General features: G+C 72.2%; 23 protein-coding genes. 8 read left to right on the top strand and 15 right to left on the bottom strand.

Annotated elements, in window-relative coordinates:
* Window positions 1-103 precede the first annotated feature (103 nt).
* Window positions 104-1,249 (top strand): Glu/Leu/Phe/Val family dehydrogenase, encoded by a 1,146-nt coding sequence (locus ACZ4FV_RS32300; protein WP_402236779.1) that lies wholly within the window; start codon window positions 104-106, stop codon window positions 1,247-1,249.
* Window positions 1,250-1,351: 102 nt separating this feature from the next.
* Here ACZ4FV_RS32300 and ACZ4FV_RS32295 read toward each other — a convergent pair whose 3' ends face one another.
* The gene (locus tag ACZ4FV_RS32295; RefSeq protein ID WP_402236776.1) at window positions 1,352-2,350 is read right to left on the bottom strand and encodes a hypothetical protein; all 999 of its coding nucleotides are present in this window, start codon (window positions 2,348-2,350) and stop codon (window positions 1,352-1,354) included.
* A gap of 476 nt (window positions 2,351-2,826) precedes the next feature.
* Between ACZ4FV_RS32295 and ACZ4FV_RS32290 the strand changes: the two genes are divergently transcribed.
* On the top strand, window positions 2,827-3,765 hold the full coding sequence (locus ACZ4FV_RS32290) for a hypothetical protein (protein WP_465323905.1): 939 nt from the start codon (window positions 2,827-2,829) through the stop codon (window positions 3,763-3,765).
* A 55-nt stretch (window positions 3,766-3,820) separates the two neighbouring features.
* On the opposite strand, the gene ACZ4FV_RS32285 is transcribed toward ACZ4FV_RS32290, so the two are convergent.
* Window positions 3,821-5,014, bottom strand: a complete 1,194-nt coding sequence (locus ACZ4FV_RS32285) for a hypothetical protein (RefSeq protein WP_465323904.1) — start codon at window positions 5,012-5,014, stop codon at window positions 3,821-3,823.
* The gene (locus ACZ4FV_RS32280) at window positions 5,001-5,969 is read right to left on the bottom strand and encodes a helix-turn-helix domain-containing protein (protein WP_395867305.1); all 969 of its coding nucleotides are present in this window, start codon (window positions 5,967-5,969) and stop codon (window positions 5,001-5,003) included. The genes ACZ4FV_RS32285 and ACZ4FV_RS32280 overlap by 14 nt, the downstream gene beginning before the upstream one ends.
* A 345-nt stretch (window positions 5,970-6,314) precedes the next feature.
* Here ACZ4FV_RS32280 and ACZ4FV_RS32275 point away from each other — a divergent pair, with 345 nt between their 5' ends.
* Entirely contained in the window at window positions 6,315-7,418 is a 1,104-nt protein-coding gene (locus ACZ4FV_RS32275) for an AraC family transcriptional regulator (RefSeq protein ID WP_395867303.1), read from the top strand.
* 178 nt (window positions 7,419-7,596) lie between these two features.
* Here ACZ4FV_RS32275 and ACZ4FV_RS32270 read toward each other — a convergent pair whose 3' ends face one another.
* A complete protein-coding gene (locus ACZ4FV_RS32270; protein WP_395867301.1) occupies window positions 7,597-8,160 on the bottom strand; it encodes an XRE family transcriptional regulator in 564 nt (187 codons plus the stop codon).
* A gap of 99 nt (window positions 8,161-8,259) precedes the next feature.
* On the bottom strand, window positions 8,260-9,834 hold the full coding sequence (locus tag ACZ4FV_RS32265; RefSeq protein ID WP_395867299.1) for a serine/threonine-protein kinase: 1,575 nt from the start codon (window positions 9,832-9,834) through the stop codon (window positions 8,260-8,262).
* A 97-nt stretch (window positions 9,835-9,931) separates the two neighbouring features.
* On the opposite strand from ACZ4FV_RS32265, the gene ACZ4FV_RS32260 reads away from it, so the two are divergent.
* Entirely contained in the window at window positions 9,932-11,254 is a 1,323-nt protein-coding gene (locus ACZ4FV_RS32260; protein WP_395867297.1) for a hypothetical protein, read from the top strand.
* A 73-nt stretch (window positions 11,255-11,327) separates the two neighbouring features.
* On the opposite strand, the gene ACZ4FV_RS32255 is transcribed toward ACZ4FV_RS32260, so the two are convergent.
* From ACZ4FV_RS32255 to ACZ4FV_RS32225, 7 genes are all read right to left on the bottom strand, one after another.
* Window positions 11,328-12,887, bottom strand: coding sequence for a hypothetical protein (locus tag ACZ4FV_RS32255; RefSeq protein WP_465323903.1), 1,560 nt, complete (start codon window positions 12,885-12,887; stop codon window positions 11,328-11,330).
* A 63-nt stretch (window positions 12,888-12,950) separates the two neighbouring features.
* Window positions 12,951-13,943, bottom strand: coding sequence for a hypothetical protein (locus ACZ4FV_RS32250; protein WP_465323902.1), 993 nt, complete (start codon window positions 13,941-13,943; stop codon window positions 12,951-12,953).
* Window positions 13,944-14,328: 385 nt separating this feature from the next.
* Complete coding sequence (locus ACZ4FV_RS32245; protein ID WP_465323901.1) at window positions 14,329-14,538, bottom strand: ferredoxin; 210 nt, start codon at window positions 14,536-14,538, stop codon at window positions 14,329-14,331.
* A gap of 6 nt (window positions 14,539-14,544) precedes the next feature.
* Window positions 14,545-15,765, bottom strand: coding sequence for a cytochrome P450 (locus tag ACZ4FV_RS32240; RefSeq protein ID WP_395867290.1), 1,221 nt, complete (start codon window positions 15,763-15,765; stop codon window positions 14,545-14,547).
* Window positions 15,762-16,616, bottom strand: a complete 855-nt coding sequence (locus ACZ4FV_RS32235) for a class I SAM-dependent DNA methyltransferase (protein WP_402236758.1) — start codon at window positions 16,614-16,616, stop codon at window positions 15,762-15,764. Before ACZ4FV_RS32235 ends, ACZ4FV_RS32240 begins: the two co-directional genes overlap by 4 nt.
* Before the next feature lie 78 nt (window positions 16,617-16,694).
* Window positions 16,695-17,993, bottom strand: a complete 1,299-nt coding sequence (locus ACZ4FV_RS32230) for a YcaO-like family protein (protein WP_402236755.1) — start codon at window positions 17,991-17,993, stop codon at window positions 16,695-16,697.
* A gap of 26 nt (window positions 17,994-18,019) precedes the next feature.
* Window positions 18,020-18,994: an aKG-HExxH-type peptide beta-hydroxylase gene (locus tag ACZ4FV_RS32225; protein ID WP_395867285.1), complete on the bottom strand. Its 975-nt coding sequence runs from the start codon at window positions 18,992-18,994 to the stop codon at window positions 18,020-18,022.
* A 725-nt stretch (window positions 18,995-19,719) separates the two neighbouring features.
* Here ACZ4FV_RS32225 and ACZ4FV_RS32220 point away from each other — a divergent pair.
* Window positions 19,720-20,865 (top strand): glycosyltransferase family 4 protein, encoded by a 1,146-nt coding sequence (locus ACZ4FV_RS32220; protein ID WP_402236752.1) that lies wholly within the window; start codon window positions 19,720-19,722, stop codon window positions 20,863-20,865.
* 142 nt (window positions 20,866-21,007) lie between these two features.
* On the opposite strand, the gene ACZ4FV_RS32215 is transcribed toward ACZ4FV_RS32220, so the two are convergent.
* From ACZ4FV_RS32215 to ACZ4FV_RS32205, 3 genes are all read right to left on the bottom strand, one after another.
* Complete coding sequence (locus ACZ4FV_RS32215) at window positions 21,008-21,247, bottom strand: YbdD/YjiX family protein (protein ID WP_395867281.1); 240 nt, start codon at window positions 21,245-21,247, stop codon at window positions 21,008-21,010.
* Window positions 21,244-23,460: a carbon starvation CstA family protein gene (locus ACZ4FV_RS32210; protein ID WP_395867279.1), complete on the bottom strand. Its 2,217-nt coding sequence runs from the start codon at window positions 23,458-23,460 to the stop codon at window positions 21,244-21,246. Before ACZ4FV_RS32210 ends, ACZ4FV_RS32215 begins: the two co-directional genes overlap by 4 nt.
* A gap of 85 nt (window positions 23,461-23,545) precedes the next feature.
* Window positions 23,546-23,791, bottom strand: a complete 246-nt coding sequence (locus tag ACZ4FV_RS32205; protein WP_395867277.1) for a DUF3311 domain-containing protein — start codon at window positions 23,789-23,791, stop codon at window positions 23,546-23,548.
* Between the two features lie 186 nt (window positions 23,792-23,977).
* Between ACZ4FV_RS32205 and ACZ4FV_RS32200 the strand changes: the two genes are divergently transcribed.
* From ACZ4FV_RS32200 to ACZ4FV_RS32190, 3 genes are all read left to right on the top strand, one after another.
* Window positions 23,978-25,540 (top strand): sodium:solute symporter family protein, encoded by a 1,563-nt coding sequence (locus ACZ4FV_RS32200; protein ID WP_465323900.1) that lies wholly within the window; start codon window positions 23,978-23,980, stop codon window positions 25,538-25,540.
* Window positions 25,541-25,740: 200 nt separating this feature from the next.
* Window positions 25,741-26,253 (top strand): sigma-70 family RNA polymerase sigma factor, encoded by a 513-nt coding sequence (locus tag ACZ4FV_RS32195; RefSeq protein WP_395867454.1) that lies wholly within the window; start codon window positions 25,741-25,743, stop codon window positions 26,251-26,253.
* A complete protein-coding gene (locus ACZ4FV_RS32190) occupies window positions 26,250-26,519 on the top strand; it encodes a hypothetical protein (protein WP_395867273.1) in 270 nt (89 codons plus the stop codon). Before ACZ4FV_RS32195 ends, ACZ4FV_RS32190 begins: the two co-directional genes overlap by 4 nt.
* Window positions 26,520-26,751: the final 232 nt, after the last annotated feature.

Raw genomic sequence — 26,751 nt, 5'->3', positions numbered from 1 at the left:
ACGAGGTCGCGGGCTGGCGCATCTTGGCACTCGGAATCCGGGCCACGACTCTGTTGGAGCACGGTAACCGTATCGATCGTTGGGTCTCGAGGAGTGCTTCGACATGTCGGATGTCCTGTCGCTGATGGATCAGTGGGGGCCGGAGAAGGTCGTCTCCGTGTCACACACCCGCACCGGAATGAAGGGCGTGCTGGTCATCGACAACACCGCCCGTGGCATGGGTAAGGGCGGCACCCGGATGTCCCCGACGGTAACCACCACCGAGGTGGCCCGCTTGGCCCGGGTCATGACGTGGAAGTGGGCGGCGGTCGACCTGTTCTACGGCGGCGCCAAGGCCGGAATCGTGGGCGATCCGGCCGGATCGGACAAAGAGGCGATACTGCGGGCGTTCGCGCGAGCCCTGTGGAACGAGGTGCCCAGCGAGTACGTGTTCGGTCTGGACATGGGATTGACCGAGGACGACGCCGCGATCATCCAGGACGAACTGGGCGATCGCGGTGCGGCCGTGGGCACCGACGCCGTGTTGGGCGGGGTCCCCTACGACCGGCTCGGGGTGACCGGGTTCGGGGTGGCCGAGGTGGCCGACGCGATGTTGGCGCACATCAATCTGCCCCTTCGGGGCGCCCGGGTGGTGGTCCAGGGGTTCGGCGCGGTCGGCTCGGCCGCCGTGCGCCGCTTCGCGGAGCTCGGTGCGACGGTGGTCGCGGTCTCCTCCGTGCACGGGACGTTGTACGACCCGCACGGCCTGGAGGTGGAACGGTTGTTGCGCTCGCACGCGGACAGCGGCGACCTCGCGGTCAAGGAGTACTCGGGTGGGACCGTGCATCCGCTCGGATTCGAACTGACGGTACCCACCGAGGTGTTGGTGCCGGCGGCGATCCAGGACGTGATCGACGAGCGAGTGGCCGACGGGATCACCGCCCGGCTGGTCGTGGAGGGCGCCAATCTGCCCACCTCGCCCGCCGCCCAACGCGTGCTCGCGGACCGGGGCATCGTGGTGGTGCCCGACTTCATCGCGAACGCCGGCGGTGTGGTGGCCGCCGGATTCGCCATGGACGCACGCTACTCGGCGTTTCGCCCGGACCCGGAGGTGATCCGGGCGACCGTGTCCACGAAGCTGCGCGAGAACGCCGTACTGGTCCACGAGGAGGGCGCTCGTCGAGGGATCACCTCGCACGAGGCCGCGCGCTCGCTGGCCCAGGAGCGGGTATTGGCCGCGATGCGGCTGAAGGGCAGGGTGGCGCGTTGACCGCCGGCTCGGGGTTCGGGGGTCGGCATCGTGTCCGACCGTCGACCTGCGGCCGGCCTTCGCACGGCACCTGACCCGGCGCATGGCGATGTTCGACCCGGCTCAGGCGTGCGTGTCCAGGGACAGCGGCATCTGGCAGAAGGTCTCGATCTCCTCCTGGAGTTCGCGCACTCGCGTCTCGCGCGCCCGCAGCGGACGACGCAGCCGCATGTGCACCTGCATGACCAGGGACAACAATCCGTGCACGCGCCAGGCCGGTTCGAGTCGCAGCACCGGGCGCAGCGCCTCGGTGGTCGCCTCGATCTCGTCCAGGCTCGCGTAGGCCAGCGCGATGGCGACCCGGGCCTGCATCTCGTCGGCGAACGAGTAGCCCTCGGGGGCGACCGCCGCGTACCGGCTCAGCGCGATCTCCGCGGCTTCGATCGCCCTGCGTTCCGCACCGGGGATGAAGACCCGGGTCAGCGCCTCGTAGGCACTTTGCCGAGCCGGGTCGAAGTTCAGCAGGCCGCCGATCTCGTCGAGTTCATCGCGCCGGGACAGCTCGCGGGCGTCGGCGGCGGCGCGCAGCGCGGCCGACGCCGCGAGCGCGTCGCCCAGCGAGGCCTGGGTCAGCGCGACCAGGGAGTGCAGCCACACGGCGGCGGTGCCCACCCCGGAGTCCTGTACCGAAGCGCCCAGTCGGGCGTAGCGCAGTGCCTCGTGCACCCAGCCGGCCCGGTAGGCGATCAACGACTGCACACCGCGCAGCCACACTTCGGCGCTGGGGTTGCGCGCGTCCGCGACCGCGTTCACCAGTCCGGCCTGGGTCGCCGCCAACGCTTCGCGGGTGTCTCCCAGGTCGTGCCGGGCCCAGCCGGAGATGCCGCGCACAAGCGCCTTGGTCAGCGGGTCGACGCGCGCACCGTCCGGGTCTCCGTGCTCCGACTCCACCGCGGTGGCGCGCCGGCGGACGGCGACCAACTCGTCGTGGAACGTCGGCAGTGCGGTGTGCGGATACACCGCCGCCAGACGCCGGACGGCCGCCGTCGTCCGAGCCGGGGACAGGAACTCGACCGCGCCCCCGGGCTCTTCGAGGACGTCGACCTTGTTCGGGAGTTTCATGCGTTATCTCTCCGCCGATGCGAGATCGTGCCTTACCTGCCGCCAGCGTGCCCCCATCGGGCGCGCGCGCAAAGGCCGTATCGGTTACCCGAACTCGGTAAACCCGAAGGTAACCGCAGGGAATGGCCATCCGGGGCTTCCCGGACCCGCCCGGGGCGACCGCCCGCCGGCTCCCCGCAATTGCCCGGAAACATCGACACCCGATGCCGCATCGAATGGCGGGGCGCCCGACGACGACTTTATCCTCGAAATGTTGCACCGGTCGATACCCCCGCCGCTGCGCCGGCTGCACCGTCGAATGTATGCTGCAAAACAGTTCCGCTCCCCCCCACATTCATTCCGGCCGGCGCCCGGATCGAGCCGATGGCCGGGTGACATTCGATCGCGACCTCCTCGGGTCGATTCCGTGAGCGCATTTCCACTGCGCGTCACCACCGTGTCGCCGGTGCGCCGATTCCTGATATCGAGGAGCCCTCGTGACAACTGGCATCGTCCCCGACGGGCCCGTCATCGTCGTGGAGATTTCGGCGGATCACGCCGTGCGGGTGGCCGGTCAAACCGTGCCGGTGCCGCCCGGGGGCGATCCACGCGCAATTGCCCTCTCGGTCGTCGCCGAACAGGCTCGGCTGCTCGGGCATCCGGTTCGGGTGCACGCCGTGGAGCCGGACGGGACCATGTTTCCGTTGAACGTGTACGCGGACCGCTCCATCGCCGAGGCGGGCCCGCCGGTGCTGCCGGCGCGGCGGGTCGAGCCGGCGCGACCGGAGCGGCGGCGCGGCAGGTTCGGCCTGCGACGGTCTTCGTCCGAGGAGGTCGCCGGGTCCGTCCCGGCCCGGCCGCCGGTGACGCCCGAGTTCGCGGCGGCGCCTGCCGTGGGGTCGGCGGCGAGCCCGGTGATCGGTGCCGACCCGGTCCTGCCGGCGCCGACCTGGGCCCCGCCGGGATCCGCGCCCGCGGTTTCGGCGCCGTCGGCCCCGAGGGTGCGCACGCCCGACGACCTGCCGCCTCCCGAGGAGGAGGAGCGCCTGGTTTTGGACCTGATTCGCGGTGCGATGCACGCCGGGAACGGGGCTCACGCGTTGGCGATCGCGGCCGATCTGGACGCGATCTCCACCGCGGATCCGGCCCGGCGGTTGGCCGCGCGCGAGGTGCACGGCTACGTGGCACTGGCCACGGGGCGACCCGAGTTGGCCGTGCGGTTGTACGCCGAGGCGGTCACCTTCGGCGACGGATTGGCCGAGCCCGGGGAGTGGCCGGCGCGGATGGCCGCGAACGCGCACTTCTGCTGGTTGCGGGTCACCGACCCGGTCGTCGCGCAGGCCGTGGGCCCGTTGGTGCTGGACGCCTACGCGGCCGGCGGGGCGGCGGATTCCGCGGGGGCGCGAGCGGCCCGCAGGCGGATGGCGCGAACCTGAGCACGCCGGCCGGGTCCGATCCTGCGGCCCCGCCCGGCGGGGCCGCGTGGGTTGGTCAATGGTGCGCGAGCGCGCGTGGCGGAAGCGGGTTTCCACTCCCGCCCACCTGGGGGCCGGCCGCCCACAGGCGGTGCAGGTCGTCGGGGGCCAGGGGGGTGTGGTATGCCGCGCGCAGCACGTCGGCGGCTACCGGTCCCCCTTCCTCCGCGAGCCGGACGAACCAGTCGAAGCCGGCCGGATAGGCCCACAGGTACGAGCGCAGCAGCGGGTTGGCGCCGCGGTCGCAGATCAGATCGGCGATCTGCTCGTCGGTCCAGAACGGCACCCGGGCCCGGGCATGGGCCGCGCACGCCGCCACACCCACTCCGCGGTTGATGGCCAAGTGCAGTTCGCTGCGCACCAGTTGCAGGTAGTGGTCCAGTCGCACCCGGGCGATCAGCACGGCGTCGTCGGGCGTCACGAACAGCGGGAGCGCCTGGGCCAGTCCCTCCAGCACCACCTGGGTGGGTCCGTGTACCGACAACACCCGCACCCACGGCACGTCCTCGCCGGAGCACCGGTGCGCGAAGCTCGCCGCCTGGAGACCGTGGCCCAGCACCTCGTGCAGTGCGAACTGCCGTGCGCCGACCCGGGTGAAACGCGCGTTGCGCGGATTGAGCCGTAGTCGAACGTGCCGTCCCACGCCGTCCAACCAGTACGCCCAGTAGGCGTCGACCTCGACGCATTCGATGGTCAGCTCGTAGGACGCCACGGATTCGGTCACCTTGCGGACCGCCGGTTCGTATTCGGCCGCCGCCACCCGGATCTCGGTCGGCACCAGGTCCGCGTCCAGGGGCTCTTCGGCGATCCGCAGTTCCCGATCGGTGGCGTCGTGCCAGCCGATGCCCAACCCTTCGAGCAACTCCCGTGCCAGTTCCGCTCGTTCGGCGACGTAGTCCGCCGACCAGCCCACCGCGGCGCAGCCCTGGGTGGCTCGGATGTACTCGTCGAGGTCGAGACGTTGCCCCAACTGGGCGCCCAGATAAGCCAGATCGGCGTTCAGCCGGGTGGCCAGGCGGGGTGCGTCCGCCAGTTCCGGGGCCGCCGCGAGTTCGCTCAGCCGCGCGTGTACGGCCAGTCGATCACCCGCGGCGGGCACCGGCGCGGCCTCGGGAAAGAAGTCGAAGTCGATGATCGGGGCACCACCTCGCTCGATCTCGAGGTGGTGCCAGGCGCGAATCGCCGCTTCGATCTCGTTACGCACTGTCATGGACCACATCCCAACGCAAGGTCACGTACTGATTGGCGTGCAGGTCTTGCCTGGACAACGTCACGTGCAGTCGATCCTCGTCGAGACTCCATCGGGTGTGCTGGGTGACCGAGCTCTCCGAGCCGTCCGGATACTGCTCGATCGCACCGCACCCGCGGAACTCGGTGACCCCGTGTTGGGTCACGCTCAGGGAGAATTGTCGCGTAGGCCGCGCGATGGCCTGACGCCAGTACGTCGCGTCCACGAACATCCCTCCCTCACACACGTATTCGATGACCGTAGTCTCCCCGTGCGGGACGGGCGGTGAAATCTGGCACGCGAACTTGCTCAAGCCGGTGGTTTCGTACAGCCGCTGGATGGCGATCTGCCGGTCGCACGCGTCGGTGGGCGTGATGGTCAATCGGCCGCGGGTGCGCTCGAACCACATCTCCCGCACCATCCGGGTGAGCGGTCGGCCGGTCAGGTTCAGTACGACCTGGCGATAGGTCAACCGCACGTCCCCCCGGGCGTCCACCTCGATGTTCACCTGTAGCGAGAGTTCCACCGCGTCGCCGAACGGCATCGACTGCTCGCTCGACGTGTCCCACGGCACCGGTTCCCAGTGGTCGGCGGCGGCGGCGCGGGTCGGCTCCCCGACCGGGGCCGGGGCGTCCAGGGGCCGGTCGTCCTCCCACGGCTGGGGGGCAAGGCCCAACATTTCGCCGGGAATGCGCAGCCCCTGGGAAACCCGCTCGATAACGTGCTGCTGGCGGACCTGGGCCCTTCCCTTGACGTAATCCCCCACCCTGCTCGGTGTCATCTCGCACAGCCGCGCCAATTTGCTCAGAGTAAATCCGAGATCATCTTGCGCAAGCCGGAATATGGCCCCCAGATCGCGGTCTGCACAGGCCCTGATCATGGCCGGAGTGGCCAACAATTCGGTAGTCAGCGGCGTTCGGTCACCGATTTTCGGCATATTGAGCTCCCCGTGACGGGGCCACCCGGGAGCGGCCCACGTTGTTACTGACGAATTTACCAGCGCCGGGTAACGGACTCGACCTTATGCGGGACTCTTCACGGATCCATACTCGAACGAAAGCGCGTTCATTCGAACGCGGTCCGTGACATCCAATTCCGAAGCGGGCGGGCAGGCACAAATGCGGTACGGGCAAATGGGGCCGGCGGGCATATATCGCCCGTTCTCGTGGCCCGCTCGCGTGTGTGACACCGACCACCGCGAAATCGCCCATGTCCGGGTCGTCCGCGACCGATCGGCGCGCCTGTCCCGCTGCGCCGCGGTCACGTCCGCAAGGCGCCCGGCGTGAACCGTCCCATCGAGGCGAAGACCCAGGAGATCATGTCCGCGTCCACCCCCTTTCGTCCCGTATTGGTCGAGCGGAGGCAACCCATCGCCGAGGCCGCCCGCGTTCCCACGACCGAGACCACCGCCCATCGGCGTGTGCTCTACCAAGGGGCCGATCCCGCCGCGGTGCACGCGGCCGTGGCCTCCCGGCTGGGGCCGCACCGGCTGCACATCCCCGCGGCGCGGATCAAGGCGAGCTTCCGGGTGCTGCACGAGGGCGACATTTCGATCCACGAACTCGCCTACGGCGCCCGCGTCGACATGTACCTCGACGGCAACACCCCGGATTACCTGATCCCCATCCGCCACCGGGGGTGGGGCCGAGTCGTCATCGACGACGTGGAGAGCGCTCTCTCCCCGTGTGTCCTGGGCCCCGATCGCCCGGCGCGGCTGAGCTGGGAACCCGACACCTCCGTGGTGATCGTCCGGATCCCGGGCGCGACGATGGAGCGGGCGATGGAGCGCGCCGGCGAGTCGTCGAGGGTCGGCGCGTTGGGCCCGTACCTGGACGGCGCCGACCTCGGCGTCCGGCAATGGCTCTCGCTGGCCCGCGACTTCAGCGCGATGGTCGATTCGGCCGGACATCTGGCCGGTTCGCAGTTGGCCGCGCGCCATTTCGAACAGGTGCTGGTGCACGGGTTGCTCTCCTGCGCGCCCGCCTACGGCGCCGGTTCGCGGCCCGACGCGGGCTCGACCGAGCCGAACGGCCTGCGCCGGGCCCTGGCCTATTGCGCCGAACACGCCGGTGAACCGATCTCGGTCAAGGCCGTTGCCGCCGCAGCCGGCATGAGTGTGCGCACACTTCAGGAGAAGTTCCGCATCCACCTGGGCGTGACTCCCGTGGGCCACCTCCGCCGAGTGCGCCTGGCCGGCGCGCACGCGGATCTGCTCAACGTGGCCGAGGGAAGGTCCCGGGAGACGGTGACCGACATCGCGCTGCGTTGGGGCTTCGGTCACCTGGGTCGTTTCGGTTCCATGTACCGCGAGACATACGGGCAGTTGCCCTCGCGGACCTTGCGCAGCGGAGCGGCGGACCCGGAGATCTCGCGCGCCGCGGGCTGATCGGGGGCACCGCGTCGGGTCGATGATCGATGGAATCGGTGGCCCGGCCGCATCGGCCGGGGCACCGTGTCCGTCGCATCCGCTGTGCCCACCGCGCCTGTTGTGCCCGCCGCATGCGGTGGGCGCGGCGGGCGCGGTGGGCGGACACGCCGTCGGGCGCACGATGATCCGCGACCGCCTACAGCGCCGAGAGTCCCACGGTGGCGCGGAAGTGTTCGCGGGCGTCCGATGTGCGTCCGTTGCCGTACACCCGCAGGACCTCCGCCAGGCCCGGATAGCGCTGGGCGAGCAGTTCGGCCGCGGACTCGATCTCGGCGGCCGACGCCACCGCACGCAACACCGCGTGCACCGCCGCGGCCGGGTCCGCTCGCGGACCGGTCAGCACCTCGGGACCGTTCAGCCGCAGGGCCGTGCGCGTGCTGGGCTGGTGCGAACGCACCCGCTCCAGCGCGGCCTCCCGATCGGCGACCGCCAGGCGGTCGAAGTCGGTGGAGGCGACGAGTGCCTCGACCTCTTGGAGTCGGGCCAGCACGGCGGGGTTGCCGATCTTGGCCCGCTGACCGGACATCAGTTGCGAGAGCATCGGCGCGGACAGGCCCAGCATGTTGGCCAGTTCCATCTGCGAGGTGCCCAGCCGTTTCAGGAGCCGACGGAAGCGGTCGTTCAACGGCTCGCCGTACCACTCCGTCTGGCGCGCCCGGTTGCGCGCGACGGCCTCCTGATCCTCCTGCGACTTGGTCACCGTCGCATCATGCACTGCGAACGGCGTGTTTGCAATTGCAATGCGCCGGATCGTTCCCGACCCGGCGCGCGAGGTCGGGCCCGCCGGTTCGAGGCCGCCTCAGGGCGTCGGGAGCGCCATCCACCGATACGTCCCGTCGTCCCGATAGGTGCAGCGCATGCGTTTTCCGTCGGGTGTGCGAACTTCCGCCGACACGTCGTACCAGTCACACGGGGTGCCGGCCGCCACGTCCCTCGGGAGCGGCGCCGGCGCCGGGGGCGAGGCCGACGGCTGCGCCCCCGCGGTGCCGGACGGCCGGTCCGAGGGGCGGGTGAGCGCGGGCGCGCTCGGTTGCGTCGGACCGGGGTCGGCCGGTTCCTCCTCGTCGCCGCTCGTGATCAACGCGGTCGTCACCGCCGCGACGGCGACCACGCCGCCCACGAACGCCCACGTCCCGGGGGATCCGACTCGGCGCCGACCACGGCGATTTCCGGCCGGCGCCCCGACCGGCGCGGGTGCCCGGGGAGCCGGGTCGGCCGCGTTCCGTTCCGCCGCCCGCAGCCACAGCGAGACCGACGGCGCCTCGGCCGGAACCGCGAGCCCCGACAACGCGGCCGGTGCCGACGGCGGCGCGGGCGGCGGCGCGACGGGGCGGGCGGGCGGTGTGGCGACGACGGGCGGCGCCGGGACGCCCGCCGGCACGGGCGGCGCGGTCGGCCCCGGCGGCGACACGGGCGCCGACGACGACACCGTGACCACCCGGCTCCCCGACGAGGCACCGCGCGCCGCCGGGACCCGACCGTCCGGCCAGGTCACCGTGGTCCGCGACACCCCGCGCAGCACCGGGCCTTCCGGCGCCTCGCCGGGCAGCGGGCCCACCACGTCGAAGACCTCGATCGGCTCGCCGTCCACGGTCGACGCGGGGGTCACCGGCCCCAATCCGGGCGCGATCTCGCGAAGCCGGGCCGACGCCCACGCGGCGTCCTGCGGTCGCGCTTGCGGTTCGGCCTCGGTCAGCGCGCCCACCAGGTCCCACAACGCACCGGCGGCGAGGGGGATGCTCGGCGGCCCGTCGGGCGGATCCTCGCTGCCCGACAGCAGTTGCCACGCCAGGACGCCCAGCGCGTACAGGTCACGGCGTACGTCCGGCGGCGCGCCGGTGGCGGCCTCCGGCGGCAGATAGCCCCAAGTGCCCACCACGTGACCGGCCTCGGTCAGCCGCGGACCCTCGCGGGGCAGCGCCAGGCCGAAGTCGCCGAGCAGGCAGTGCGGCCGGCCCTGTCCCGTCACCTCGAGCAGGACGTTCGCGGGCTTGACGTCGCGGTGCACGAGGCCGACGTCGTGCACATGCTCCAAGGCGTCCAGGAGTTGGCCGAGAATCGCCGCGACGTACGGCTCGGGCAGGGCGCCGTGATCCCGGATCAGCGAGGCCAGCGACCCGCCCGCGTACAACTCCATCGCGATCAGCACGTCGCCGTCGGCGACCCACGTGTAGGGCGACGAGACGTGCGGGTGTTCCAGTCGGAACCCCTGCTCGCGCACCACCCGCAGCAGCAACCCCGCGTCGGCCGGGCGCACCAGCTTGGCGGCGCAGTAGCCGCCCAACCGGTGGTCGAACGCCCGCCATACGGTGCCGGACATTCCGGTTCCGACGGGATCGACGAGGGTGAAGCGGCCGGCGAGCGGTGTGGGCACGCCGTCACCCTAGCGCAGGGGTTCGGGCACCCAGCGGGCCCATTACTCTCCGGTAATCTATTGTTTGCAAGTGCAATCCTGATCTACATTCCCGGGCATGAGACTGCCAGCGTTCCTGGCCGGTGCGGCGGCGCTCACCTTGGGTATGGTGTCGGTACCCGGCGCGGCTCCGCACGCCTTCGCCGCCGAGGCGCACACACTCGCCCCTCACCGGTCCTCGCCGGAACCCGCGTCCGCCTCGCTGAACCATCATGCGCCCCGTACCTACTCGCCCACCGGAACACCCGTCTCCGGCGCGCCCGACGGCGCCCGCGCGGTGTCGCTGGCCCCCGGCGACTATCTGGACCGGATGGCGGACAAAGAGGTCAAGTACTACGCCGTGGACGTGCCCTTGGGCCACACCGTATACGTGTCGGGGACGACCGTCAGCACGGTGAAGGGCCTGGAGGCGCTCGACCTCAAGCAGATCGACGACCGCAGCGGCTCGTGCCGGACGGACACCGGACTCTCCCAGTCGTTGTCGAAGGTCGTCACGGCGTCGTTGAACTGGGGAGCGACCTCCACCGGCCGCAACAACAGTTGTGTTCGGCCCGGCCGGCAGGTGTTCTCGGTGACCCGCCGGGGCACCGGTCCGCCGGTCCCGCTGGAACTGCGGATCTTCCTGGAGCCGGCCGTGCTCGACAAGGGCCCGGCCGAATCCGTGATCGCGCGCTACACCGAACCGGGCGGCGCGCCCGTACCGGTGGTCGGCGGCGGCTCGTTCGCCGATGCCGCCCCGCTCCCCGGCTCCGGCCACTTCACCGACGACATCGCGTTCGGCGAATGGGCCTTCTACCGCGTCCGCCTGGACTGGGGCCGGAGCCTGGCCCTCCAGGTCCGGGTCGGTGGCGGGCGGGGGTACGCCCCGACCGAGGTGCGCCTGTACAACCCCGTACGCGAGGAACTCGCCCAGGAGTCGGCGGCCGTGTTCGACACGGAGCACATCTTCGCCGGCCGTTCGGACCCGTTCGCGACCCGGCCCGTGCGCTACCTCAACCGCAGCGAACGGCAGCAGGAGCTCGCCGACATGCTGCCCGGGTGGTACTACCTCGCGGTCGCGGTACAGGGCGAGGGCGAGCAACGCTCGCTCGCCGTCGACGTGTCCGTCGGCGGTACCAAGGAGCCCGGTCCCGGATACGCGCCGGACTCGGGGGCATCCGCCACACCCCCCGGGTGGACGCCCACGAACGGCGCGGCCACTGCGGGCGGGGCCCCGGCCCAGGCCGGCGGGCAACCGACCGGCGCCGAGAAGTCCACGGGCGCGAATGCGGCGTTCGGCGGCCCCGCCGTGTGGCTGGGCCTGCCGCTCGCGCTGCTCCTGGGCGCCGGACTGGCGACCTGGCTGATCCGCCGACGCACCTCCGGTACCCGCCCCGGCTGAGCCGGGTTCGGCCCGCGCACCGCTTCCTCGGATCCCCGACCCCGGCGACCCGCCGCGACGCCGACCGGTCGGGTCACCCGGACAGGCCGGCCCGCAGGGAGCGCATGCGATCGCGAACGGCCGCCTGCCCCGGGTCGGTCGGGACCGCCGAGTAGGCCCGCAACAGGACCCGGCCGAGATCGTACGCGGACTCCATGTCGTCGATCCGCAACCAGCAGTAGTGCGCGTTCGAGGTCATCCGGGCCGCCTCCTTCGGGTGCGTCCCTTGGGCCAGGGCGGCGTCCGCGTACAACTCCAGGGCCAGTTCCGGGCGACCGGTCAGCACCGCGACGTACGCGTGCACCTCACGCGCCGCGGGCATCGCCCCCTCGTCGCCGCCCGCGCTGGTGGCCGCGTCCAGGGACGCGGCAAGGGCCAACGCGCGCTCGTCGTCGCCGGCACGGACGAACCGCGCGATCTCGGCCACCTTGAGGGCCTGTTCCTCGGTGGGCTCGACCCGAACGGCCGCCGGGGTCCGGGCCGACGCCGGCTTCGGGGCCGGAGCCTCGGCCCGAGCCGAACTCGGGGCCGGTATGGGCGGATCGGCCGGCACCGGGGCGGCGGGGAAGGCGGCGGGCTCCTCGTCGATCGGTACCTGCGCGACCTGGCGCTGCGGAGCGTGCCACGAGGGTGTGGGCTCGACCGGATCGACGGGTGCGACGGGCGGGATTACCGTCACGCGCGGCGCGAAGAGGGTCTGAGCGGGAGCCGGTTCGGCGGCCGGCTCGGGCGCGGGTGTCGAGCGCTCGACCGCCGGCGTGGCGGGGGCGGCCTCCACCGGCGCGACGGATGCCGCCGGCACGGCCGACCCGGTCACGCTCGTCGGAGTCGGAGTCGGAGCAGGCGTCGGAGTCGGAGTCGGAGTCGGAGTCGGAGCAGGCGTCGGCGCCTGCGTCATCGGCGTCGAGGAGTGCGCGGACTCGACGGAGGGTTCGGGCGCGGACGCGGCGGGCGGCTCGTACGTCGGTGTCCGCCCGGGCTCGTTGCGGGGGGCGAACGGCGCTTCCACGTAGTCGTCCTCGGCCTGGGACGGCCGCCCGGAGGCACGGGGTAGGTCCCGGTCCGGCTCCCGGGGCGCCTCCGGGGCCGGTGGTGCGTACATCCCCTCCGGTCCTGCGGGCGACGCCTCGAACGGCGCCTCCGGGCGCGCCTCGGGCTGCGGCGCGACCGGTGGGGTCGGCGTCGCGGCACCGGTCGGGAGCGTCCGCCGACCGCGCTTGGCTCCGTCGCCGGACCGCGTATCCGATGGATCCCCGGCATCGCGACCCGGTTCGAACACCGGACGCGGCGTGCTCTTGCGCCGACCCAGCAGCGAGCGTCGCTTCGTGTTCGGGGTGATCGGATCGTCCGCCGCGGTCACCCCGCCGTCCTGCGCGACGATCAGGGGGAAGACCGTACCGTCCGGCTCCACCGCCTCCGCGCGCACCGGGCGGCCCAGGACGCGCGCGGTCACCGCCGCCGCCTCCAGCGCGGCGGCACGCGGATGTACCCCGGACGGCACCGGAATCGACACGCCGTCCACCCGGACCGTGTCGTCGATCAACAGCTCGATCGTGACGACGGGCCACGCCGGCACTGCGGAGTTGTCGGGCACGAGGGCTCCTTCGGTCGAGCGGAATGCGGTCGGACGAGGCGGCGGGGTGGTCCCGCCGCGGCACTACCCACGCGGCGTCGATGCCGGCTTGGCGGGCGGCGGGCGCGAGCCGGACGCCCCGGAGGGGGGTGTCCCGGTCGCCGGCGGTGCGCACACCGGCCCGCCGGGAGCAATCTTCATCGTGGGCGCTCCGCGGATCAAGGTCACCACGACCACGCACGAATCGGCGCTCACCGGTGCTCCGGCGAAGACGACACCCATCTCGCCCGGGCGCGGGAGTTCGGTCTTCTGGAACACGCCGGCCGGACTCTGCGCGACGGCCATGTATCCGGCGACTCCGTCGGTGTGCGTCGGCGGCAGCCAGGACACCTCGACCCGTCCGTCCACGACACGTCGGCTCACCTGTCGCGGCTGGTATTCGGCGAGCAGCTCGGGAGCGACCTGAGTCGCGGTGCCCGGCGCTGCGGAGGACGACGCGACCGGGGGCGGCGGCTCCGTCGGCTCCGTCGGCGGCGGCGGCGCGGCGGTCGAGGCGGCGGGCTCGTCGCCTCCGGTCAACAGGACCGCCGCGACGGTGATCCCCGTGACCAGGAGCAGCCCCGCGAGCACCAGGCGGGTCCGGGAGCGGCCTTCCTGCCCCTCGAAGCCCCGTCCCCGATGGCCCCGTTCGTCCGATTCGAAGTCCCATCCGTAACCGGCCGGCGAACCCGACCACGCGGGCGCCGCCGGCGCCTCGAATCCCCCGCCGAAATGTTCGTCGTCCCCGGGCGCCATACCGGGCGCGAGCGGGATCGGAGGAGGTCCGGCCACCCGTCGGGGCGTCCCCCGGGCGGGCGTCGGCGGTCCGGCCACCGATCGTTCCTCGACGGTGTTCCGTACCGGGGTCGCGGGGTTCACCGCGGCGATCGGCGTCGTGGCCGGCACCGGGACAGTCCGGGTCGCCGGACTCGGCACGGACACGGGGGCGGCGGCGCGAACGGGCGACCCGGGCGCATCGAGATCGATCTCCGCCGGCCACCAGGCCGGCGGGGTCAACCCGGGTCGGGTGTAGGTCACGCCGCTTTCCTCGCTCCATACCCCGGGCCCCGGATCGGGCGAGCTCACCCGGAGCTTCGCGACCGGTGTCCATCACCCTCGTCCCGGGCTCTTGTCGGTTCCACAGGAAGGCCCCACCGCCGCCGGGGCGGGTCGGTGGCGACCGGGCGCGATCCATCGCCGGTGACCGCAGCGGATCGGGCAACGGAACCCATGGGAAGTGTAGAAACCGCCCGACTCGATCGATAGGCCGGATTGCGCGACGCCGACCACGCGAATCGGCTGATCCGGACACCCCGACCGACCTACCGCGCACCGCACACCCGCCGGCCCGCGCCGAGGGTGTGCCCGAGCCGGTCGAGACCGACGAGAGGTGGTGAGTCTGCCGGCCCGGTGGTCGGCGTGCTCAGCCCCGGTCTCGGGTGAACGTGATGGCCTCGACCGGGCACAGGTACGCGGCGTCCTCTGCGTGCGCGTCGACGGGTGGGGCGTCCGGGCGGATCGCGGCTCGGCCGTCCGCGCTTCGGGTGAAGTGGGCGGGTGCGGTGGCCGCGCAGATGCCGGAGGAAATGCACAGGGCGCGGTCGACGAGCGGGCGGGGTGGGTCTTCGGACATCGGTGGTCACCACGTCACGGGGAGAGTGCCGGGGGCTCGGGTCTTCAGGCCGGTTTTCCAGGTCGGCGGGGCCGCGGGGCGCAGTGTCGGGAAGCGCCGGGTCAAGGCGGTCAGGGCTTCCTGGAGTTGCACTCGGGCCAGTTGGGCGCCCACGCAGTGGTGTACGCCGTGCCCGAAGCTCAGATGCGGGTTGGGGGTCCGGGCCAGGTCGAGGTGGTCGGGGGTGTCGAAGACGGATTCGTCGTGGTTGGCCGCGGAGTTGACGGCCATCACCGCGTCGCCCTCGGCGATGTCGACGCCCGCGAGGGTCATCGCCTCGGTGGCCACCCGGAGATTGGCCTGCACGTTGGTCTGGGCATAGCGCAGCAGTTCCTCGGTGGCCGTCGGAATCCGGTCCGGGTGGTCGACGAGGTGCCGGTAGCGGTCGGGCACGTCCAGGAGGAGGTGGATCATGCCGGACAGCCGGTCGGCGGTGGTGCCGTAGCCGCCGGCCAGGAGCACGACGCAGAAGGAGAGCAGTTCCTCCTCGGTGAGGCGGTCCTCGTCGTCACGGGCGGCGATCAGGACGCTGAGCATGTCGTTCGCCGGGTGGCGGCGTTTGTCGGCGATCAGGGTGCCCATGTAGCCGGTCATCTCGCCGACCGCGTGGGTGACGGCGGCGTCCGGGATCGCGGTGAGGCTGCGCAGCGCGTCGCACCACGCGTCGAGGCGGTCGCCGTCGTCGCGCGGGGTGCCCAGGAGGTCGCAGATGACGGCCAGCGGGAGGGGGCGGGTGAACAGGGTGACCAGGTCCGCGGGGCGGTCGTGGGCGGTGACGGTGTCCAGGAGGTCGGCGACCAGGCGGGCGATGTCGGCACGCATGGCCTCGGCGCGGCGGGCGGTGAAGGCGGCGGCGACGAGTTTGCGCAGGCGGGTGTGCACCGGCGGGTCGGCGGCCAGGATCGAGTCGGCCAGGGTGGGTACGGCGGCCATCCGTGGGCCGGTTCCCCGGGTCGCGCGGGTGCGGCTGAAGCGGGGGTCACCCAGGACGAGACGTACGTCCGCGTAGCGGGTGACCAGCCAGGCCGGGTCGCCGCTGGGCAGCCGAATGCGGGCGCATGGGGCGTCGCGGCGCAGGGTGGCGAACTCCGGTAGGGGGTCCAGTCCGTCGCGGTGCGGGAGCGGAAAAACGGCGGTGGGAACGGACGTTCGGGTCTCGGATGCGGGATCGGGGGTCGGCCCGGTCACGACGCCTCCGAGGTGTCGGGTGCGTAGACACAGACGTGGTAGGCGCTGTCCCGGGTGAAGGGCGCACCCGCCCAGGAGCCCAGGCGTTGCTTGAGGCGCAGGCCCGACCGCTGTGCCAGCAGATCGAGTTCGCCCGGTGACGCGTAGTGGAAGGAGACGCGGAGATGACGCGTGCGGTCGGCCTCGTGCACGAGGTAGTGGGAGTGGTACGTCTGCGTGGACGGGTCGATGCGGCGGTGGCACAGGATGAGGAGTTCGTCGGTCTCGACGACGACCTCGGGAATGCCGGACGCGGCGGCGACCGCGAGTGCCTCGGGCAGGTGGGCGTCGAAGGCGAGGAGGCCGCCGGGGCGCAGTCGTGCCCGGGCGGCGGTGAGGCAACGCTGCATGCTCCGGCTGTCCGGGAGTTCGAAGAAGGTGCCGCCCGCGAGGTAGATCAGCGAGAACGAGCCGGAGGTCGGCACGTCGGCGAAGTCACCTATGGTGACCGGGATTTTCGCGCCGCCGGGTTTGCCGCGAAGGTGCCGGATCATCGCCTCGGAGGCGTCGATGCCGTGCACGCGCAGGCCGCGTTCGGCCAGGGGGAGGGCGACTCGGCCGGTGCCGATGCCCAGTTCGAGCACGGGGCCGGGGCCGGCGACGGCGGCGAGATCGGCAAGGCGGTCCACGGTCGCGCCGGTGATGCCCGGTTTGCCGAACCAGCGGTCGTAGTCGGCCGCGTGGGTGTCGGCGTAGTGCGCGCCGGTCTGCGCCGGTTGGGCGGCCGGCGGTCGAGAATGCGCGGTGTCGACGTCGGGCGACGCGACCGGCGGGCGGGGGCTCGTGGTGGTCGGGCTGTCCGTCTTCGGCATGTGGCTCCTCGCGTCACGGTGGTCCGGGTGGTCCGGCGGTCCGGGTGATTCGGGCACCCCGAGTGATCCGGGCTGCGGTCATCCGAAAGGATGCGGCCCGCGAACGGTCTGGAAGTGACGTTCGGCGCTCGGGCCGTTGGGCAGTGCTCGGGCGCCCGGGGCCACGACCCGGATCACGGTCGTACCCCGGGTGCGCGCCGGCCCCGCCGTGGTTTCCACGATCACGACGTCCCGCGCGGTGTGGGCGGACAACGCGGCGAGACCGGGTCGGGAGGCGAACGCACCGACCGGAGTACGAGCCGGCTGCTCCGCCGGGGTACTCGCAGCCGCCGCGCCACAGCCCGAGCGTGAGCCCGAGTCCGAGGGCGAGCCCGGATCCGGCACCGAGGCCGGCCACTCCGAGCCCGACGCGAGCCGCCCCGACATCGAGGCGGCTCCTCCCGACGTCCGGGTTGCCGCCCCATCCGTCCACAGCCGCAGGCTGTCCTGGCGGTGATAGGCCCACAGGGCATGCTGCACCGCCGTCTCCGGAGGCCCGCTCCCCCGCCACCGGTCCCACGTGTCCACGGCCACCGCGCTGCCCATGCTCCAGCGCACCATGAGCGCCTCGTAGGCCGCCTTCTCGATCAGGGTCGGCACGGCGGAGTCCGGGCCGCAGCGGGCGCCGAACGTCTGGCCGGCGCCGTCGGCGGCGTGCAGGCACACCACGACGCAGCGCGTTCCGCTCGGGGCGGGGAGGTCCAAGCCGGTAGCGGTCAGGTCGAGTACGCGCAGGAGTTCGCCCAGTGGGCCCGGGAGTTCGCCGGTCGGGAGCGGCGTGGGGGCAGCGGCGAGGCCGTACCAGCTTCGCCGGATCAGGTCGCGTTCGAGGACCTCCCAGGCCGCGTGGTCGGCGGCGGCGTCCGGGTCGGGGTGTGCGGCGACGCCGGTGGAGCCGACGCCCGGACCCGGGTCGCAGCCGGCCGGCGGGCGGTGCTGAAGGAAGGCGGCGCCGGCGGGGACGTGGATCTCCTCGCCGGAGTCGGCCAGGTGCCCGAGGACCCACAACCGTCGGGTGGTTCGGGCCGTGTCCGGCGGTGCGGAGCCGTCCGGGGTCGACTCGGCGGGATCCAGCGCGGGAACACCCTTGCGCCGCAATTCGGCGTAGGACGCCACCGTGGCGGCATCCGCCTCGGCCGCCCGGCCGGCCAGGATGTTGCCGACCCGCTCCAGGAGTTCCCCGCGTGCGCTGAGCACCACCTGTTCGCGGCGATGGCCCGCGGCGCTGCCGACCAGGACGGGCCGATCGCCGGACGCGCAGACCGCGTCGAACTGCGGCGAGCGGGCCGCGATCCGCGCGATCACGACGTCGGGCGTGTGGCCGTAGGGCGTGAACACCTGTGGCTCCCATGCCGGAGCGGGCGTCACCCGCGGGCCCGGGCGATGTCGGCGGCCTCGTCCAGGACGGACGTCCCGTGGTCGGTGAGCGCGTCGCGATGTTCGAGCAGGGTGTTCACGGCGTCGATCGCCGAGCGGGCCAGCCGGTCGTGTCGCGAGCGCACGGCGGCCGCGGCCTCGGGCGTGGGTGGCGCCACGTCGGCGTCGAGCAGGCGACGGTAGAGCAGCAGGCTTCGGGCCAACACGACGGCCTGCTGGAACAGCCCGGTGAGCGGCCTCGGATCGGCCCGCAGCGGGGTCGCCACGAGGGGGCCGTCGCCCTCGACCGGGCACAGGAAGGGCTCGGCGGCGACCGCCGCCGCGTTGCAGCGCGTGTGCGTTCCCTCGTGCACGAGGGCCTCGGCCAGTCGGATCGCGCCGGGCAGGCCGTCCACGCCTCGCCGCAACCGGTCGCGCCGGATGAACACCGCGCCGTGCACCCCGAAATCGGTGAAGCCGTCGATGGCCGCACCGTGCAACAGCGCGATCTGCACCAGGATTTCTTGCAGTTCCGCGCTCGCCTCGGGCCACACCCGGGCAAGCAGCGCGGTGCTCTCGTGGATGATCTCGGTATCGGTGTCCCGCCACGCGACCACGGCCGACACCGGCGCGGGCGCGTTGTCGTCGTCCCGCCTGGGGATGGTCTTGAGTGCCCGGGCCACACTGCGTTCCAGGTGTGCGCGGGGCGCGACGAGGTCGACGGGCCAGGGCAGTTCGCAGGGCGGGGCGGCGATGTCGGCCCTGGCTCGCGCGAACATGCGCCCGAGCGCTTCGAGCCGTTGTGGGTCGGGGACGTCGGCGCGCAGGACTCGTTGCGCGATGTGTGCCGTTTCGATGACCGCCGGGTGGGTCGATTCCCGTGGTGTGGCCGTCAGTTCGGCTCGGGCCAGGATCGTTTGCGTCATCCGCGCCAGGACCGCGCGTTCCTCGGCGCCCTGACCTGCGTCTGGTTCCACGCGCATCGCGAGTGCCTCCGGGCTCCCGGTGGGGTGGGTGCGGCGGACCGGATCGTGCGACCCGCCGCACCCGGTGACGTTGCCTCAGCTGGGCAAGTCGATCATCAAGGCCAACTCGGGCAGTTCTTCTTCCGGGACAAGTTCGATGTCGTCCTGCATATCGGACTCCCTTCCGCTCGCCGGCTCCCCCGCCGTCGACGGGGACGACCGGAAGCGCCATGGTGTGCGGGCGACGACGATGAATACAAGGAGTACGCGGCGGTGGCGCTCCGTGGCGGGTCAAGTCCGTACAGCCGGAAACCGCCTTGTATTCGGTGCGGGACACTCGCCTCGGGGTCGACCGGGTCGAGTGATCAGCCGTTATGGCGGCGGCGCCGGAGGGCGGCCACTGCGCTCGCGGGCTGTCAACGATGCATCCGGACCGGCGGATTTCGGTAGGTCGGCCGAACAATGGCCGAAAACAGTGAAACAACGACACATCGCGTCCCGCGCGCGGGCCGACCGGTTCTCGCTCCCGCCCGCGCGTCACCCTTGGCAACGGGCCGATCACCGGTGATGATGACCCGGCGCCGCCGGCCCCGAGCGCACCCGAGCCCCGGCTCGCGACACCCGCCGCCCAGGACGAGGAGACGCCGATGGACCCCGTACGCATCGCACCGCGGCAATCGACCGCCGACGCCCGCCCATGCCCGCTCGCGGCGTTCTCGATCCAGGGCTGAGACGGGGCCGGTATGCGCATCGCCTACCTGCACGGCGGCAGCATCCCATCCGTGTGGGCCAACAGCGTCCATGTCATGCGCATGTGCGACGCGTTCGCCTCCGCCGGACACGACATCACCCTCTACGCGGCGCCCGGCACCCACGAGGCCGACGACCCGTACGCCTACTACGGCGTCCGCCATCGTTTCCCCATCCGCACCGTCCCGGTCCCCGACGGCTACTCCCCCGCCGGCTACCGGCAACGCGCCCAGCGGGTGCGCGAGTTGCTGCTCGAAGCGGGCGCACCGGACCTGATCTACGGCCGCGATCCGTACAGCCTCGTCGCCGCGGCGGACGTCGCGCCGTTCGTGTACGAGGTCCACCAGATCCGCGAGGACCTGACCCCACCCGAGACCGATCACCGCCTGCTCGCCGATCCGCGCCTCGCCCGTCTCGTGGTGATCACCCACGCGCTCGCCCGCGACCTGCGCGCGACCTACCCGGACCTGGATCCGGCCCGCGTCCTGATCGTGCCCGACTGCGCCGACCCGCCCCGACTCGACGTCGAGAGCGTGCGGTTGCCCGGTCGCGAGGGGCTGCCTCGGATCGGCTACGTCGGACACCTGTACGACGGTCGCGGCATCGACCTGATCCTCGACGTCGCCGAGCGCATCCCGGGCGCGGACTTCCACCTGGTCGGCGGTACGCCCGAGGACCGGGATCGCTGGGAGGGGCCCTGCCGACTCGCCAACGTGTACTTCCACGGCCACCGACCGCCCGCCGAGCTGCCCGGGTATTACCCGTTGTTCGACGTCGTGCTGGCTCCGTACGAGGAGAAGGTGTACCTCACCGGCAGACTCGGCGAGACCGGCCGCTGGACCTCGCCGATGAAGCTCTTCGAGTACATGTCCTACGGGCGCGCCCTCATCGCCTCCGACCTGCCGGTCCTGCACGAGGTTCTGACGGACCGGGTGAACTGCCTGATCCGGCCGCCCGCCGACCCGAAAGCGTGGGCGCACGCCGTTCTGGAACTGATCGACGACCCGGGCCTGCGCCGCTCGCTCGGCGACGAGGCCCGCCGCCAGGTCCTCGACCGCTACACGTGGCGCCACCGGGCCGACGTCGTCCTGGCGGGCCTGGCCGGCGCGGACCCGAGCGGCGGCACCGGCCCGGCATGAGCATGTGCGACCGCCCGCCCTCACCACGTGGTGGTGCGCGGTACCCGCGTGCCGCGCACGGGCCGCGCGACCGGGTCGGGCGGACCCGGCCGGCGCGGCGCGTGCCGGTCGTCTGATGTCGGATCCCCGCCGGTGGCGCGGCTCAGCAGCAGCGGGTCTGCGGGTTCTCCTCGCGCCGCCTGGCCCGCCAGGACTCGTAGGCCCGTCGGGACGGCACCGGCCGATCCGGATGCTCGCGCAGGTGCCGCCGACAGTGCCGGTCGTACTCCGCGTCGCCGGAGATCTCCCGCAGGTACCACCGGATCCATTGCAACAGCCGCTTCGGGCCCGGCCCGCCCCCCACGTCGGGGTCCGGGTTCGCTTCGGTGTCGGTTCGCGTCACAACCGAGCCGCCTCGTCGCCGGAGCCCGAAGCCGCGCCCGTGCCCGTATTCGCTCCCGCTCCCGCTCCGGCGAGTTCGCGCACGCGCGGTGCGTCGACGGGTTCGTCCGTCAGCTTCGACTCGACGTATGGGGTCTCCGTGGTGGGCAGCGTCCCCCCGGCCCGGATCGCCCGCACGCACACGATCGCCGCGTTGCCCATCACCAGCGCGATCAGTACCAGGAACAGCGAGATCAGCACGCCGTCCACGGTGGAGTTGAGCACCACGGTGTGCATGTCGTCCATGTTCTTCGCCGGGCCCAGCACCTTGCCCGCGTCGATCGCGTCGGCGTAGCGGTCCCGTTGCGCGAAGAAGCCGACCCGGGGGTCGTCGGAGAAGATCTTCTGCACCCCGGCGGTGTAGGTCACCGCCACGTCCCAGGCCAGCGGGATGCCGGTGACCCAGGCCCAGCGCAGCTTGCCCGACTTGATCAGCACGGTGGTGGCCACGGTCAGCGCGACGGCGGCGAGCAGTTGGTTCGCGATGCCGAACAGCGGGAAGAGCTGGTTGATCCCGCCCAGCGGATCGGTGGCCCCGGCGTACAGGAAGTAGCCCCACAGGCCCACCACCACGGCGCTGGTGATCCAGATGCCGGGCTTCCAGTTGACCCGGCCGATCGGCTTCCAGACGTTGCCCAGCATGTCCTGGAGCATGAAGCGGCCCACCCGGGTGCCGGCATCCACCGTGGTCAGGATGAACAGCGCCTCGAACATGATCGCGAAGTGATACCAGAACGCCTTCATCCCCGCGCCGCCGAAGACTTCGGCGAATATCTCCGACATGCCCACGGCCAGCGTGGGCGCTCCGCCGGACCGGGCGATCAGGGTCTTCTCCTCGACCGCGGTCGCCGCCGAGCGCAGGTCCTCGGGGCTGATCGTGAACCCGAGACCGGCCACCGCGTGTGAGGCGCTCTCGGCCGTGGCACCGAGCACTCCGGCCGGGGCGTTCATCGCGTAGTACAGACCGGGATCGATCACACACGCCGCGATCAGCGCCATCACCGCCACGAACGACTCCATCAGCATGGCGCCGTAGCCGATCATCCGGACCTGCGACTCCTTCCTGATCAGCTTCGGCGTGGTACCGGAGGCGACCAGGGCGTGGAAACCGGACAACGCCCCGCACGCGATGGTGATGAACAGGAACGGGAACATCGACCCGGCGAACACCGGCCCGGAACCCGAGCTCGCGAACGAGCTGACCGCGTCGGTCTTCAGGTTCGGCGCGGCCACCAGCACCCCGATGGCCAGGAGCACGATCGTGCCGACCTTCATGAAGGTGGACAGGTAGTCGCGCGGGGCCAGCAGCAGCCACACCGGCAACACCGAGGCGACGAAGCCGTACCCGACCAGACAGAACACCAGCGTGGTCGGGCTCCACGTGAACGCGTCGCCCAGCGCGGTGTCCTCGATCTGCCCGCCGCCGATGATCGCGGCCAGCAGCAGTACGACGCCGATCACGCTGGTCTCCAGCACCCGACCCGGGCGCAGGAAGCGCAGGTAGACGCCCATGAACAGGGCGATCGGGATGGTCAGCGTGACCGAGAAGGTCCCCCACGGCGAGTTCGCCAGCGCGTTGACCACGACCAGGGCGAGCACCGCGAGCAGGATGATCATGATCACGAACACCGCGATCAGCGCCGCGACGCCGCCGACCCGGCCGATCTCGTCGCGGGCCATCTGCCCCAGGCTCTTGCCGTCCCGGCGCATGGAGAGGAAGAGGATCACCATGTCCTGCACGGCCCCGGCGAAGATCACCCCCACCACGATCCAGATCGTGCCCGGCAGGTAGCCCATCTGCGCGGCCAGCACCGGGCCCACCAGCGGTCCGGCGCCGGCGATCGCGGCGAAGTGGTGCCCGAACAGCACCCGGCGGTCCGTCGGTTGGTAGTCGACGCCGTCGTCCAGGCGTTCGGCCGGGGTGGCCCGGGTGTCGTCCGGCTCCAGGACTCGTACCGCGATGAAGCGCGAGTAGAAGCGGTAGGCGATCGCGTACGAGGCGACCGCCGCGAAGATCAGCCAGACGGCCGAGATCTCCTCGCCGCGGGCCAGGGCGACCACGCCCCAGCCGGCCGCGCCGATCAGGGCGACGACGGTCCAGATCAGGATCGACCTCGGATTGTACGAACGGGGGCTGCGGGTGCCGGTGCTGGTACCGGTGTTGGTGGGGGGCACGCGTACTCCTCATCGGGCAGGGGGACGGAAGAGCGACGGACGGGTACGGCGGGAGCGGCCGGGAGCGGCGGCCGATCCGGGTCGGTCAGGGCTCGCGCCGGTCGGGGCGGCGCAGCAGCAGGTAGGCGACGAGCATGGCGGCGGCGCACCCCGGCACCCAGGCGAGCTGGTACCAGTAGAAGAACGGGACACCGGCCATTTCCGGCCCTCGACGGGCGTACGAGGGCACCCACAGCAGCGCCGCGACCGGCGCGGCAAGGCAGATCCCGGCCGCGATCCGGCGGCGCGCGCGGGCGTGTCCGGCGGCGGTCGGGGGTCGATTCCCGGTCATCGCGCCTCCTGCTGTCGGTGGCCACGGGGCCGACCGTGCGCCGGCCCTGTGGAAGAGTTGCGCGTGCGCGCTTTTTGGTTGACAGCCGATGTCCGGCGGATTTCCGTGAGGTGGCCCGGGCCCGCTCGGGTACGCTCGCGCAACCCGTGGGCGAGCGCGCTCACACGTCGATCCGGACGGTGACGGATGACCGACGGGGCCATGATCGCGGCCCTCCTGATCGTCGTCGGCGGTGCCTCGCTACTGGCGGTGACCGCACCGCGCCTGCGCCGCACCGCGGATCTGCCGTCGCTGGAGAACTGGTCGCTGGCCGACCGCGGTCTCGGCCCGGTGTGGACCTGGTTCCTGCTCGGCGGCACGATCTTCACCGCGTACACCTTCACCGCCGTGCCGGGCCAGGTGTACGGCCGGGGCGCGTCGGCGTTCTTCGCGCTGCCGTACACGGTGATTGTGTGCCCGATGGCCTTCGTCCTGCTGCCCCGGCTGTGGGCGGTGGCCCGCCTGCACGGCTACCTGACCGTGGGCGACTTCGTCCGGGGTCGCTACGGCTCGCCGGCGCTGGCGCTGGTGGTCGCGTTGACCGGGATCCTGGCCACGATGCCGTACCTGGCGCTCCAGGTGCTGGGCATCCGCGCCGTGCTCGCCGCCGCGGGGCTGCATCCGCGCGGCCTGACCGGCGACCTGACCATGGTCGCCCTGTTCGCCGGGTTGGCGATCGCCACGTATCGGCACGGGCTGCGCGCGCCCACGGTGATCTCGGCGCTCAAGGGTGTGGCGATCTTCGGCTCGGCCGCGGTGGCGGTGGCGTTCGTACTCCGCCGGTTCGGCGGGCCGGGGCCGATGTTCGAGGCCGCGGATCGGCGGCTGGCCGCGCACGGTCCGGTGGACGCCTCGCTGGTCCTGGGGCCGCATCAGCAGGCCGGGTTCGCCACGCTGGCGTTCGGTTCGGCGCTGGCGCTGTTGATGTACCCGCATGTGCTGACCGCCGGGTTCGCCGCGTCCGGTCCCGACACGCTGCGTCGGGTCTGCGTCGCGCTGCCCGCCTGGACCTCGGTGCTGGCGATGTTCGGCGTGCTGGGCATCGCGGCGGTGGCGATGGACGTCGACGCGCCCTCGGGTACGGCCGAGGCGGCGGTACCGATGCTGGTCGACCGGCTGCTGCCTGCCTTTCCGGCCGGTCTGGTGTTCGGCGCGATCATCGTCGGCGCGTTGGTGCCGGCGGCGGTGATGTCGATCGCCGCCGCTACCTCCTTCGTGCGCAACGTCTACGTCGCCTACTTTCAGCCGACGGCCACGCCCAAGCGGCAGATGCGCGTCGCGCAGTGGGTGTCGCTGACCGCGAAGGTGGGCGCGGTGGCGTTCGTCTTCGGGCTGCGCGACCAGGCCGCGATCAATCTGCAACTGCTCGGCGGGGTGTGGATCCTGCAGATCTTCCCGGCCGTGGTGATCGGGCTGTTCACCCGGCGTCTGCACCACCGGGCACTGCTGGCGGGCTGGGCGGTGGGCATGCTGACCGGTACCGTCGCGGTCGTGCGGGAGGGCTTCGTCTCGCTGATCCGGATCGAGCTGGGAGGTCGGGGAGTGCAGATGTACGCGGGGCTCGCCGCACTGCTGCTCAACCTCGCGGTCACCCTGGTCCTCACCGAGGTGTTCGACCGGATGGGCGCCGCGCGGGGTGCGGACACCACGGCGCTGCCGGCCCGCCTGCTCGGCCGGCGTGGCCCGGGGAAGGAGGCGAGCGGCTCGTGAAACGCCTGCGCCGGGACATCGAGCCCGCACCGGCACCCGCGCCCGCGCCGTCGCGCGGCGCGCCGGTCCCGGAGGCGCCGATCGTGGAGTCGCGGGTTCCCGAGGCGTCGGTCCCCGAGGCGCTGGTTCCCGGGGCACTGGTCCCTGAGCCACTGCTCCCCCAGGCCGCCCGCGTTCCGGATGCCTCGCTCCCGGGCGGGATGCAACCGCCGCCGGCCGCGGACGAATCGGATCGCGAGGTGCAGATCGCGCGCCTGTTCGACCTGCACTACCCCTCGATGCTCCGACTCGCCACCCTCCTGGGCGCCGACGACCCGGAGAACATCGTGGCCGAGGCGTACTACGAGATCTACCGCAAATTCCGCAAACTGCGCACGCCCGACGCCGCCGCCGCCTATCTGCGTTCGGTCGTGTGCAACCAGACCCGGATGCGAATACGCCATCTCCAGGTCGCCCGCCGACACGTCGAGGATTCCGTCGACACGGTGGCCTCCGCCGAGACCTCGGCCCTGCTGCGCGACGACCAGCAGGCGCTGATCCGCGCGCTGCGCGAGTTGCCCGCGCGCCAGCGCGAGGCACTCGTACTGCGCCACTGGCTCGGGCTCAAGGAGAAGGAGATCGCGTCGACCATGGGCATCTCGGTCGGCTCCGTCAAAACGCACACCGCTCGTGGGATCGCCGCTCTCACGCACGCGCTGGAGGTACGGCGATGAACAACCCTCCCACCCCTCCCACCTCGCCCGACACCGAGCGACACCTGCGCGAGGCCCTGGAAACCCTCGCCGCCGGCGTACACCCGGCCCCCGACGCCTACCACACCGCCCACCAGGACTGGCAACGCCGCGAACGCCGCCGCCGCCTGATCCTGGCCACCCTGATCCTCGTCGTCTTCACCCTGGCCACCGTCATCGGCGTCCTGGTCCTCAACCACACCCCCGCCGCCCCCACCCCCACCTTCGACCACCCCTCCTCCCCCTGACCCACCACCACATCCACCCCCCGACCCGGCGCCCATGCGGCCTTCGGGTCATCGGCGTGCTCCGCGCCGGGGCGCAGGGGTGGGTGGCTTCTTGTCGCCGGGTTCGGTCAGGGGCGTGGATTGCACGGGTCTTGTTCGACCACCCCTCCTCCCCCTGACCCACCACCACATCCACCCCCCGACCCGGCGCCCATGCGGCCTTCGGGTCATCGGCGTGCTCCGCGCCGGGGCG

The organism is Embleya sp. NPDC025285, from assembly GCF_055558835.1.
This window is presented reverse-complemented; position numbering and strand designations above follow the sequence as displayed.